Here is a 12,883-nt window from a genome sequence, read left to right as displayed (position 1 = left end):
GCACGCGCCGGAGACAGCAGGAGCTAATGGCTTAATTTCCTGCCTAGGTTTGCGACTTTACCGCATTAAGGTTAATCTTCTCGCCACACGCAACATGGCAGAAGCCGCACCAAAAATGCGAACCCTGAAAAGGGTTCCTTGGGATATTGCGTAACCCCGGCTTAACCGCTGGGGTTTTTAATTGGGCTTTTTTAGGTTTGGCATTCTGCATTTTCTAAAGGAGGTGAAAGATACATGGGTAGAACGCCGGAAGATAAACGGGCGATGGTTGCTGAAATCAAAGAAACTTTAAATGAAGCTCAGCTGGCAATCGTCATTGATTACCAAGGGTTATCGGTTTCGGAGATTATGGACTTGCGGCGGCGGCTGCGTCCCAGCGGCACTGTTTGCAAGGTGAGCAAGAACAAGCTCATGGGAATTGCCATAGAAGGGAATTCCGACTGGCAACCGATGTCAGAGTTTCTTAAAGGTTCTTCTGCTTTCTTGCTAGTCAAGGACGATTTGAGCGGCGCAATTAAGGCTTACCAAGACTTCCAAAAAGCTACCAAGAAGACAGAACTTCGCGGTGGTGTGATGGAAGGTCGAGCTTTGACCCAAGCCGACATCAAAGCGCTAGGAGATTTGCCCTCCAAGGAACAACTCATGGCGCAAATTGCTGGAGCTATCAATGGCTTGGCAACCAAGATTGCTGTGGCTATCAACGAAGTTCCAGCTTCGCTGGCAAGAGGACTACAAGCAGTCTCCGAGCAGCAAGAAGGTGGCAACGGCGAAAGCGATGCCACTGCTACTGCCTCAACGCCTGAGGAATAAATTGGCGGCTACAGGTACAAAGTCTGCCGATGCAGCAGCTACCTAAACCCCGACGAATGAATTCGCGGCTACACAAACAAAGCCTGCCTACCCAGGCTTTATCAAAAATAACGTTACTGGAGTTTTGAAATGTCTGCTACCACTGACCAAATTCTCGATCAACTAAAATCACTGACTCTGCTGGAAGCTTCTGAACTCGTTAAGCAGATTGAAGAGGCTTTCGGCGTTAGTGCCGCTGCCCCTGCTGGTGGAATGATGATGATGGCGGCTCCAGGTGGTGCTGCTGCTGCGGAACCAGTCGAAGAGCAAACCGCCTTTGACGTGATTCTGGAAGATGTCCCAGCTGATAAGAAGATTGCCATTCTTAAGGTAGTACGCACTATCACGGGTCTAGGTCTGAAAGAAGCTAAGGACTTGGTAGAATCCACTCCTAAGCCAGTTAAAGAAGGCGCTGCTAAAGAAGAAGCTGCTGACATCAAGAAGCAGTTGGAAGAAGCTGGTGCAAAGGTAGCAGTTAAGTAAAAGGCTAATGGCTAATGGCTCATTGTAAAAAGTCATTAGCCATTCAGTAGGCAGGATTAATTATTTGTAGGATGGGTTAGCGATCGCGTAACTCATGCAAATTTGGGGTTTCCTTGCCTTTTCCCAACTAACCTACGAAAATCTTCAATTTAATTGCATCCGCCTACTTAGCAAAAAATCACCGAATAGAAATGAAGTGATTTCCTGAAGCTAAACAGGAATTACGATTCAGGAGTCTGAGGAAGGCTCCTTTTTTTTGTAGGTGGTTTTTTAGATAATCTAATCCCTCTTTTGTTACTAGAGGGAATTACGGGCGACCATGCGATCGAAGACTAAACGAGACATCTTGGGAAAAATTGTCTTATCTTTAGCGTAAGCGGCATCGTCACCAAAGACAGTCAAAATATAAACGGTGCTACCATCTCTCGTTGCGACAAATGCCGCTTCTTGGCGCGAAAAAGAAGTCCAACCCGCCTTTGAGTAAAAATCAATATCTACATCAGATAAAGCTTCACCAAAAAACTCCTGGATGGGGTTGAAGTCCCCCCAGGTTTTTGACTCTAGTGTCCTCATTTCTGGGCGCAAATCTCTTCTTAGCCATCCGCACATTTTTTCGCTAGCGCCTGAGGAAACAGCCTGTCCAGTTCCACACATTTCGTACAGGAGCCTAGCTGCTTGATCGGTTGTTATCTTATTCCGAATTGGCTCTTTGGGATCGCCTCGCATTTGTAAATCAATTTCTAGAGGTCGTGGAAGTCTGAGGTAGGGAATTGGAAAAGTTTTTTGGCTAATATTAATATCTTTGTAGCCTGCTCCTCTAAAAAATTGGTTAACTTGTTGACGCTTATCCAGCCATGTTTTAAATTCTCGATCATTTTCTATTTTTGGTCTAGATTGCGTATCTGTTAACAGGTCAAGAATCAAGCTGGCTGCCTCGTTATCAGACTCCTTGATCATTTTCGACAGATACAAAGAAAATACACTTTCCTCTGCCCAAATCCCGTTTTCTATCTGGGCATAGAGAGCCACCATCCAAAACATTTTGATGACGCTAGCAGGATATCTCAAGGTATCTTGTTTATATCCGGCAATTTCACCCGTTTTTACATTGATTAAGGTAATGGATAAAGGCTTTGTGGGTAAGTCTTTCTCGGTCGCCAATTTCACAGCCTCATCAACAATTTCTTCCAAGTCCTGGCTCTGCTTAAAGTTCGGCGGCGTCTTGACATTGTAGACAAGTTGTGAAGCATCGCGTCCGGGTAGGCGAGAAGGAAGAGGTAGTAATGGGGTTTTAGCCCAAGGGGGAAGTACCGGTAAGATAGAACTTGGTTGCTCGGATACGACTGCTGGACGGCGAGTTACCAACCGATTTAACGTTAATCCACAAGTTGTAAAGATTGTAGCGGAGGCGATCGCTAAAGCAGCAAATCGCAGCCGTCGCACCCGTCTCTTGACTTGATGGGCACGAGCTGCACGTCTGGCTTTAAATTTGGCAATTTGTTGGGCACGTTGATTCGGTTTTGGTTGTGGTTGCTGACCCACGAGCTACACCTTACGGTTTTTAAGTTTTCCTGATTTCCCGTTCAAAATTATTTTGAACAGAGCAACTGCACGGGTATTTATTGAATTTCTCTGATCGTTTTGTAATCAAGTATTTTCCATTTGCCGTCTACCGATTGCAAAGTGTAACGCACCAGTCGAGTTTTGGAGTCAGTTTCGTTGGGGTCGATGTTACCGTTCCGATACAGAGTTCGGTCTTCAGTTACGCTGATTTCGATGGTTGCTTGTTCGCCATCCGCAGTAAATTGTTCAACATTTCCGACTTTTTGAACGCCGTATTGGTAGTAAGCATTATTGTTTTCTAGCCAAGCCATTGAGCCGCCATCACCGACAGTAGCTTCATAGAGTTTGCCCGTGGTCAGTTCGGCAGCAAGTTCACGATTGAAGGGGGGAGCGAATATTTCTCGCTTACCGTTTACCCACTGATTAATTAATGCAACGGCTTCTTGTTGCGCTTGCTGAGGGTTTTCTACATTCGGAGAACGGTTAGTTAGAAAACTTGGTAAATTTCCAGCTTTGAATAAAATACCACCCAGAATTATTACCCCAATTACACTGCCTAAAATTACTGCTTTCTGCCAATCTCGTGAATCGGAGATGGTTCTGGTGGGAACAGGTTGGGAAGATGACACCGCAGCGGTTTGCAAAGAAGCAACTTCAGGAGGGTAGGAAGGCACCGTGGACGGCTGATAGGAGTTTTCTGGGGGTGGAGAAACAACTTGCGGCGGAATGTAGGCAACCGTGGGGGGAATCGGAGAGACTGGAGTTTCTAAAGCATCAAGCATTTCTTGGACATTCGTATAGCGATCGCGCGGATGAGACTGAATCGCCTTATCCAGCACCGCCAGCAAACTGGCGCTAACATTCAAAGCGTACTGATGCCACAGAATCTCGCCGCTGTCACGATCGATATTTAGGGATTGAGGAAGTTTGCCGGTCAGTAGATAAATCGCCGTCAAACCCAAACTATACAAGTCACTTGAAAAATGTGGGCGTCCGATTGCCTGCTCGCTAGGCATAAATCCAGGCGTGCCAATTACAATTGAGCTGATGGCACGCCCCTCAGAATTAACGACGGTGCCCATCGTTTCTTTCACTGCGCCGAAATCAATCAAGACGGGTTTGGTATCCCGTTTTCGCACAATCACGTTGGCTGGCTTAATATCTCGATGAACAATCCCCTTGTGATGCACGTAATCTAGGACGGGTAACAGATTTACCAAAATTTCCCGCACCGAACTCTCGCTGAGTGACCCCTGCTGTTGCACCATTTGAGCCAGCGTTTCCCCCTCAATCCATTCCTGAACTAGGTAGAATTGATCGCCAGATGCAAGGTAAGCAAATAATCGGGGAATCTGGTGATTGCCTTCGCCCAACTCTTCTAAAATGGCGGCTTCGCGTTGGAATCGATCTTTAATTAGCTGGTAAACCTGGGGATTATTCGTCACCGGCTTGAGTAGCTTAATCACGCACCGGCGACCCGAAGGCATATGGATATCTTCTGCTAGAAAGGTTTCGCCAAACCCTCCAGCGCCAAGCGTCTGAATTATGCGATAGCGATTGTCCAACAGCGTTGGCATCATTGGCCTTCACCGCGTAAGGTTTTCTTTAGAAGATAACACCAAGTCTTCAAGGCTTTCCCGGCAGTTTCCGCAAAATTTACCAATACGTAAAGATTGAGAAACCTGGGAAAGGTTTTATATTCCCAAAATAAAGTTACCTACTTTTAGAGAATCCAATGACCAGCCAATCAGGGCAGCGGACTGTTATTAGTACAAATCCCTACTTGGTGCTAAACAATCAGGGGCAGATTTTACCGCCCTTGGAACTGACAGCAGAACGACACAGACTGGGACGCGATCGCGCTTTCGCCGATCTAATTGTTCCAGATGATTGGCGCGTCATCTCAGCTTGCCAAGCTGTCTTACATAGAGATGGGGATGACTATTACATTTATGACGGCGATGGGCGCAAACCCAGTACTAATAAGTTGTTTGTAGATCACCGATTGATTACGCCTACAGAAGGCTATCGCCTAGAAAACGGCATCGAAATTCAAATTGGTCAAAATCCCCAGAATTTAATTCAACTGAGGTATTTCAATCCCTCCAGCGCCAAAATGCTGACGCCACCGCGTCCCGTCTCGCTCAAAAATCGGTCGGTGGAAATCGGACGCGACGCCAATGCCACAATGCAGTTAGATTCGCCCATCGTTTCTCGGCGTCACGCCACGATTGATACGGACTCTCAGGGGCGCTACATCTTGCAAGATCGCAGTACCAACGGCGTCTTTATAAACGGGCAACGAGTCACGGGTTCTGCTGTCCTGTCACAGGGGACAACCATTCGCATTGGGTCATTTACCCTGGTACTGCGCGGCGACAATCTGGTGGTACTCGACCGGGGGAATCAAATTCGTTTGGATGCTGAGAATCTGGCCATCGAACGGCGTCTGGATGACGTTTCCTTGGCGATTGAACCGGGACAATTTGTGGCTTTGGTGGGAGGAAGCGGAACGGGTAAATCTACGTTGCTGAAGGCTTTATTGGGGATTGAGAAGACGACTCAGGGTGCGGTATATCTCAATGGCGACAATTTGCAGAAGAACTTTAATCTGTACCGTACGCAAATTGGTTATGTGCCCCAAGATGATATTTTGCACCGAGATTTGACAGTGGTAGAGGTGCTGACTTATGCAGCGGCGCTGCGACTTCCACCAGATACAGATGTGGAAGTGGTGCAAAAAACTCTAACTGATATTGAAATGTCCGATCGCCAAGATGCCTTAATCAAACATCTCAGCGGCGGTCAGCGCAAGCGAGTCAGTATTGGGGTAGAACTTTTAGCCGATCCAAAGCTGTTTTTCTTAGACGAACCGACTTCGGGACTCGATCCTGGTTTGGATAAGAAGATGATGCAGATGTTGCGGAGATTAGCGGATCAAGGACGCACGATTGTTTTAGTCACTCATGCGACGGCAAATATCAAAATGTGCGATCGCGTGGCTTTTCTCGGACGCGGCGGACGACTTTGTTACTATGGCATCCCGGAGGACGCGCTGAAATTTTTTGGGGTAACAACGGATAACTTTGCTGATATTTACACGCAACTGGATCGGGATAAAGACGAAGACACCGAAGCCATTGTCCAACAATACGCGCATCAGTTTCGGCAATCACCCGATTATCAACACTACGTCGCAAATTCCCTCGGTGCTGGCAGTCATACGCCACAAAATGCCAGTTCACCTTCCCAGAAAGCCAGTATCTCTCTTTGGAAGCAATTAGCTTTGCTGAGTGGGCGCTACTTGAAGATGATCGGACGCGATCGCATCTATCTCGCCTTATCTGTTTTAACTTCTCCCATCGGTATCGCCTTAATTCCCCTAGCAATTGGAGGGAAAAATCCTCTTGTTCTTAGCAGCGAATCCGATCCTGCGCTTGCACCTTTAGCGCTGCGCGTATTATTTGTATTTACCTGCGCTGCGATTTGGGTAGGACTTTCCAGTTCCCTACAAGAAATTGTGAAAGAATCTGCAATCTACCTGCGAGAACGATTGGTAAATTTAGGGTTAATTCCTTATCTCGTTTCCAAAATATTAGTTCTTTCCGGGCTAGCCTTGTTGCAATCCTTACTGATTTCAGCAGTAATTCTTATTGGTTTCAAATCTCCACAGCCTGAATTAATGCCTTGGTCTTTAGGATTCACAATTACTACTTTTTTGACGCTTGTTACTAGCATGAGTTTGGGATTGCTGGTTTCATCCCTTGTCAAAAATAGCAGTCAAGCGAATAGTGCTTTACCTTTACTTTTGCTACCTCAAATTATCTTTTCCGGCGTTTTATTTAAGATGGAAGGAATCGCCAGTAAAATTTCCTGGTTGATGTTAAGTCGCTGGTCGATTGGCGGTTATGGTTCTTTGGTGAATGTTAATGCAATGGTTCCGGAGCCGATTTTTTTACCGAATGGTACGCTTGCGCCGATGCCGTTTGATAAAACGCCAATTTACGATCCAACGTGGCAGAATTTAGGGTTAAATTGGGGAATTTTGTTGCTGCACGCGGCAGTGTATTTAACAGTTACTTTTTGGATACAAAAGCGAAAGGATATATTTTAGTTTCTAACTCATTCACCCGCCAGCGATTGAAGCCGCACACTTTAAGCCAAAGTTCACTCAAATAGTAGACTGAAAAGCACGATTTAGAAAACCATGTAAGTTGGGCTGAGGGACGAAACCTAACAACTCCTTGTAAACTACAACTATTAGCATTATCCCAAAGCGGACGATAAAAATACTAACATTTCCTGGCAGCAGACGGATTGTGTTCGTGCAAATCTGCATCCCAAATACTGATGTAAATAACATCACAATCTTGACGGACAATCATGCCTTTTAGAGAGCCTTGAGTAAAAGTGTAAGAATTCCTCCGACGCTGTTGCACCTGTCTGAGTCCCTGTTTGGTGTAATTGTTGGCTCCACCTTTTAATAATCCATCCAAAGTAGTCTCCATGACTTGAGGATCTACTGTTGGGTAAAAGGAGGCTTCAGTTTGGCGAAGACGACCAGAATTCCGATCGAATAAGTAGCCAAGATCGATCTGATTTGGCACTAAGTTATAGACGACAGCGCGGGTTCTCCAAGCGCCACTCACATCTCTGTTCGGAGTGCCGAGGGATGCTTGTATAGTGCTTCTTGATGTACCGACAGGAAATGTGGGAACGCTCGAAACTGGACGATTTGGATTCTGGTTATTGTTTTCGGGTACGGGTGCGGCGGGAGTTTGTGCGGGTTCGGGCGATCGCGCGGGTTCGGGTGTCGCAGATTGAACGGGTGCGGGTTCTGGAGTTTGCGCGGGTTCGGGTTCAGGCGATCGCTCCGATTTTGGGCTAGGAGATTCAGCAATAACCGGCGGCGGAGTCGCTTCGTCCTGTCTTGTCGGCGAATTTTCAGGTGATGGTTCTGGCGATGTCTCTAGGGGACGATTTCTTTCTGGGGTTCGTTCTGGTTCTCTGGTGGTTGGTTGTGATGTTGATGGGGAAGATGACGTGACGGGAGACGGTGATTCGGGTGATTTGTTGAAAAGTCGGGTAAGACCGACAATAGCGCCCACCAAAACAATTGCACCCACAATGCCGATTAGCAGAGGATTCCGCTGCTGTCCTTGACCAACTACAGGCGCAGGATTTTGAGGGGTATACGGCGAATTGACGGGCGCAGGCGAAACGTTCCTCCCACCACCCGGAGACACCGCAACGGTTGCCATATTCGATCCAGCACCCCCAGCAGAAGCCACCGTTGGAGTTGCACCCGATTGTAAAGCATCGAGCATTTCTCTAGCAGTGGAATAGCGATCGCGCGGATGCGACTGAATCGCCTTATCCAAGACAGCCACAAAACCCGGACTAACATTCGCTGCGGACTGATGCCACAGAATCTCCCCGGTTCGCGGATCGGTTGGTAAATCTTGCGGGAGTTTCCCCGTGAGTAGATAAATCGCCGTCAGCGCCAAACTATATATGTCGCTGGAGAAAAGGGGTTGCCCGACTCCCTGTTCTGGCGGCATAAATCCCGGCGTGCCAATTACTATCGAGGCGGGAGCATTCCCCTGATTCACCGCCGCGCCCATACTTTCCTTAACAGCACCGAAATCAATTAATACCGGCTTTCCATCCCGTTGCCGGATAATAATATTGTCCGGTTTGATATCCCGGTGAATGATGCCCTTGCTATGGATATAATCCAAGACGGGCAGCAGACTGACAAGTATCTCCTTAACTTGATGTTCCGGCACTAACCCTTGAGTTTGCACCTTTTTTGTCAGGGTTTGCCCTTCAATGAATTCCTGCACCAGGTGAAACTGCCCAGCTTCTGAAAAATAGGCGTACAACTTGGGAATTTGAGCGCTACCTTCCCCCATCGCCTCTAAAATAGCCGCTTCCCGTTGGAATCGATCTTGCGCCATCTGAAACATCTGGGGATTGTTTGCCATCGGCTTCAGCTGTTTAATTACGCAGCGACGCTGTGACGGCATATGAGTATCTTCTGCTAGAAAGGTGTTGCCAAATCCACCACTTCCCAGCGTCTGGATAATGCGATAGCGATTGTTCAACAGGTGTGGATTCATGGGATGTTAGGGCGGTCGGGGTTGCTTGGTGCAAGGATTGTAGAAGACTTGCGATTATGGCGTCCTTACTTTAGGTCTAGTAAGCCACTTTCTTTTAATTTTGGATTAAAGCGGAGTTCTTCTTGAACCCCACGGGTTTTGAGGTGTTGAAAAATTTCTTCTTCAACGCGCCGTGCTACATTTTTTAACAGCTTCCCTTGCCCGACTTCATCCATCGCTGGACTTGTCAACTTAGTTTGTTCCTCAGCCGTCATTGCTTGTTTTGCATCAATCGGATCGTTCCATGCGGCTTGTTCGGAAGCATTACCAACGGGTACGACACCATTTTCTTCAATCCAAGCATTCCGAATGTTTTCTAGAAGGGTACGGTTCGGGCGATCGCTCGTATGTGCTTTTAGCCAATAGCAGCGTTCGTGTTGACGTACTAAATGTTGCTTGAGGCTGAGATTGATATCGCGAGAATAGTTGATTAGTTGCAGCACCTTCTCTCGATCAAAAATTGCGTACACCCCAATTTTTCCCTGCAATTCCTCCGGTAAATGTCCGGCTTCGTCAATGTAAGGGATATATTCTAGGCTGGCAAGAGATGGCATATCACTTTCAGAAGTCATCGGTAGTTTTTGAGTTATTTATTTTACTTTTTGATAATCTCACAGAGGTGGCTAGAATGAATTTAGGAAAAGATATTGAGCGTGAATTTAAGTCTGAATTCAGATTTAGGCTTAAATTCAGAGGTTCTTTCTTTGAACGTCATCTTACTGCCAAAAAAGCGCTAAAAAATAATTAACCTTATCGCTACGCTTCTCACTTACACTTCACAAGCTTAGTCAAGGATAATGCACCTTCACTATCTTAAAGCGTCTGGAGCGGCGAACGTTGCCCCGCTAACAAGAATTAAATGATTAAGATATAATAATCAATTTTTTTAATCTGAATGAATCCTGATGGCAATGGCGATGACACAGTCGCTCTTTCCGGCAGAAGATTGGAATTATTAGAATAAATAGTAAGTATGGCTACCAGGGAGATTGGCAGAATTGAATACGCAAGGCAAATGGATCTGTGATGGTGTACCGAAAAACAACAATCAACAGTACCCAAGCAATGAAGCCCATCCACCCCAGGAAAATCACGGGCCAGACTGTATTGTTTGCGGCTTGCCTAGAGAGGCAATGAATCCTCAGAAAAGCCAGAAAACGGTCATCTCTAAGCCGCCCGGTTCTAAGCCTTCACTTCTGCTGCCAATCCTGATTCTGCTGGGGATTCTGGCGGCACTGGCGGGGGGATTTGGCTTGTATAAACTGACACAGGGGAATAAACAACCGGCAATCGTGGCGTCTCCTGAGACTCAATCTCCCACCGCTAGCGACAATGCACCCACGGAAACTGCCGATCCGCAAGCGATCGCAAGCGATACCGCTAATAATGCCGAGTTGATCAGTCAAGGCGAGAAAATCCTGTTAAAGGATGCAACAAATTCCCAAAAAACAGCCGCCGCAGTCGCGTTTGCCCAGAAAAATTGGGAGGAAGCGATCGCGCAATATCAACAAGCGGTTAGCGTCAACCCCAACGATCCCGAAAGCAAAATTTACCTGAATAACGCCAAAGCCAAAAAAGCCGGAAATCCTCTGACAATGGCAGTCGTAGTCCCCATCACCCCCAGTCCGGACACGGCGAAGGAAGTTCTCCGGGGTGTGGGACAAGCACAAGATGAATATAATCAGTCTCCGGCGACACCCGGACGCTTATTAGAAGTCGTGATTGTCAACGATGTTGACCCAGTAAAAGCAGTTTCCCTGGCGCAAGACCTCACCAAGTCACCGAATATTTTAGGCGTTTTGGGACACGGGGTAGATAATGGTTCCCAGCAAGCGATCGCGATGTACGAACAAGCTGGGTTAACCGTCCTTTCTCCCATCAGTACCAGCATTACTTCCGGTTCTGGCGGTCAGTCTACCTTGCAAACCATCCCCCTCGCCAAAAAAGCCAACGAGTTGCTAGGTACTTATCTGCAAACTGTCGGCACCACCTTAGCAAAATATACTGCTGCAAAGTCCTCCGCGCCGTCTGTGGTGGTTTTTTACAACGCCGATAGTCCTTACAGTCAGCAATTAAAGCAGCAGTTCACCACCGCCTTATCTAAAGTGAACGGCAAAGTCGTGAAAGAAGTAGATGTTACGGGTGCCAATTTCAATGCTGCTACTGAGATTCAGAATGCAACTGAGGCGGGGGCGAAAATTGGTTTCTTGGCACTCAGTAAGAATAAAGTCGATCAAGCGATCGCGATTGCCAAAGCTAATCCCAGGGGGACGCAAGGGTTACAGTTAATTGGTGGAGATGAACTGTATAACCCAACAATCCTCACCTCTGGCGGCGACGCGATTAAAGGCATTGTGCTGGCAGTTCCCTGGAGTTCTCAACCGAACGATCCTTTCGCTAACCAAGCTGCGACGATTTGGAAAGGACGTGTCAGCTGGCGCACCGCTACCGCTTATGATGCGACGAAAGCTTTAACGTCTGCTTTTAGCCAAAATCCCTCTCGTTCGGGCGTCTCTCAACTGCTGAACCAGGGAGTGCCCATTAGCGGTACTGCTACGGATTTTAATGTTCTCAATGAAGTTCCGCTTGTGCAAGCTGCGCCTGGTTCTAATGGCCCGCCGGGATCTAAGTATGAATTTAACCCGATTTAGAAGAAAGAGAATGAACTGCGTTAGCGAAGCCATGCGCGTAAGCGCTTTAGGCGCGAAGGACACGAAGGAAAGAGAGGAGAGAGAGGGAAGAGAGGGAAGAGAGGGAAGAAGAAGGAGTTTTTAGGTTGATTGCAGTCCGGAGTCGGTAGTTGAAGGACTGTAGTTTATAGTTTGTTTTTGCTTGTCATGAGTCGTTGTTGTTGATGACTCATGAGTCATGATCAATTTACAACAGGGTTTTAAGTGAGTCGTTCTCGTCGCGGTTTGTGGTTGTATCCGTTATTCCAGATTCCGTTGATGTTGCTGGGAGCGTGTATCGTCGTGACGGCACTCATCTGGCTGTTAGGATTAGGGAGACCGCCAGTAGCAGTTGCGATCGCTATCGACCTCAGCAGCAGCACTTACAGTACAGAATTTAACGCCCCAGGTACAGTAATGTACCAAGAAGTCGCAGCGGTGCGGTCGTATTTGCAACAAAACACCCAGCAGTTGAGAAACAAAAACCAGATACAAGTTTTGGGATTTGGGGGAGTTGTGCGATCGCTTACGGGTGATTTTAAAACAGACAGTCAGCAAGTGGACGCTGAATTAACTCAAGCTTTGGCAAATCCCGATTTACCTCAACTGGTAGCGAACAATACGACAGATATTAATTTAGCGATTCAAAAAGGTACGGAAGCACTTAGCACGATTCCACAAAAACGCTGTCGAGAACTACTGTTAGTTACCGATGGCGACGCTAATGTCTCACCAGCCATCATCACCGATGCCAGGAATCGCAAAGTTAGAATTAATACAGTTGTTATAGGGGAAGGATCTCCAGAATTGCGAGCCGCAGCTTTAGCAACTGGCGGGATTTACCTGTCTGGTCAACAAAATAATCTAGAAATGCTCTTCACAGATACATTTTTTACTCGTTTCAACAGTAACCTTAAATGGCTTATTCTGGGGCTAGGGGCGATATGGATTGCTCTAATGTGGACGTTAATTTTACCCCTGGATCGGTGGCTGCTTCAAGGTTTAATCGGTCTCGATCGTTCCCTCTCTGGTCAATTATCCTTAAGTAATGCCCTATTTTGGAGCGTTTTGACCCCTTTGATTGTTTGGCAGCTATTTAATTTATTGGACATCGTTGTTAGATGTTAGGTGAGACGTTTAAAACGCAAAGGTACGCCA

The 12,883-nt window shown here is 47.0% G+C and carries 9 protein-coding genes and 1 other annotated feature (1 of these 10 running past the window's edge); of the genes, 5 read left to right on the top strand and 4 right to left on the bottom strand.

Features of this window, described 5'->3' with window-relative positions; genetic code table 11:
• Positions 1–189 (top strand) — a sequence feature (ribosomal protein L10 leader region) (it extends 11 nt beyond the left edge of the window).
• A 45-nt stretch (positions 190–234) separates the two neighbouring features.
• On the top strand, positions 235–810 hold the full coding sequence (rplJ, locus tag H6H02_RS03020; RefSeq protein ID WP_190814541.1) for a 50S ribosomal protein L10: 576 nt from the start codon (positions 235–237) through the stop codon (positions 808–810).
• A gap of 129 nt (positions 811–939) precedes the next feature.
• Complete coding sequence (rplL, locus tag H6H02_RS03015) at positions 940–1,332, top strand: 50S ribosomal protein L7/L12 (protein ID WP_190814539.1); 393 nt, start codon at positions 940–942, stop codon at positions 1,330–1,332.
• A gap of 297 nt (positions 1,333–1,629) precedes the next feature.
• Here rplL and H6H02_RS27840 read toward each other — a convergent pair whose 3' ends face one another.
• The gene (locus H6H02_RS27840; protein ID WP_190814537.1) at positions 1,630–2,874 is read right to left on the bottom strand and encodes a serine hydrolase; all 1,245 of its coding nucleotides are present in this window, start codon (positions 2,872–2,874) and stop codon (positions 1,630–1,632) included.
• A 77-nt stretch (positions 2,875–2,951) separates the two neighbouring features.
• Positions 2,952–4,472 carry an IMS domain-containing protein gene (locus tag H6H02_RS03005; protein WP_190814843.1) on the bottom strand — a complete coding sequence of 507 codons (1,521 nt, stop codon included), beginning with the start codon at positions 4,470–4,472 and terminating at the stop codon, positions 2,952–2,954.
• Positions 4,473–4,630: 158 nt separating this feature from the next.
• Between H6H02_RS03005 and H6H02_RS03000 the strand changes: the two genes are divergently transcribed.
• On the top strand, positions 4,631–7,009 hold the full coding sequence (locus tag H6H02_RS03000) for an ATP-binding cassette domain-containing protein (RefSeq protein WP_190814535.1): 2,379 nt from the start codon (positions 4,631–4,633) through the stop codon (positions 7,007–7,009).
• 178 nt (positions 7,010–7,187) lie between these two features.
• Here H6H02_RS03000 and H6H02_RS02995 read toward each other — a convergent pair whose 3' ends face one another.
• Complete coding sequence (locus H6H02_RS02995; RefSeq protein WP_190814533.1) at positions 7,188–9,017, bottom strand: protein kinase; 1,830 nt, start codon at positions 9,015–9,017, stop codon at positions 7,188–7,190.
• A 65-nt stretch (positions 9,018–9,082) separates the two neighbouring features.
• Positions 9,083–9,628 carry a GIY-YIG nuclease family protein gene (locus tag H6H02_RS02990; protein ID WP_190814531.1) on the bottom strand — a complete coding sequence of 182 codons (546 nt, stop codon included), beginning with the start codon at positions 9,626–9,628 and terminating at the stop codon, positions 9,083–9,085.
• A 426-nt stretch (positions 9,629–10,054) separates the two neighbouring features.
• Here H6H02_RS02990 and H6H02_RS02985 point away from each other — a divergent pair, with 426 nt between their 5' ends.
• Both H6H02_RS02985 and H6H02_RS02980 read left to right on the top strand, forming a co-directional pair.
• The gene (locus H6H02_RS02985) at positions 10,055–11,707 is read left to right on the top strand and encodes an ABC transporter substrate-binding protein (RefSeq protein ID WP_190814529.1); all 1,653 of its coding nucleotides are present in this window, start codon (positions 10,055–10,057) and stop codon (positions 11,705–11,707) included.
• Positions 11,708–11,950: 243 nt separating this feature from the next.
• The gene (locus H6H02_RS02980) at positions 11,951–12,853 is read left to right on the top strand and encodes a VWA domain-containing protein (RefSeq protein WP_190814527.1); all 903 of its coding nucleotides are present in this window, start codon (positions 11,951–11,953) and stop codon (positions 12,851–12,853) included.
• Positions 12,854–12,883: the final 30 nt, after the last annotated feature.

This window comes from Coleofasciculus sp. FACHB-1120 (genome assembly GCF_014698845.1).
Classification (GTDB): Bacteria; Cyanobacteriota; Cyanobacteriia; order Cyanobacteriales; family FACHB-T130; genus FACHB-T130.
This window is presented reverse-complemented; position numbering and strand designations above follow the sequence as displayed.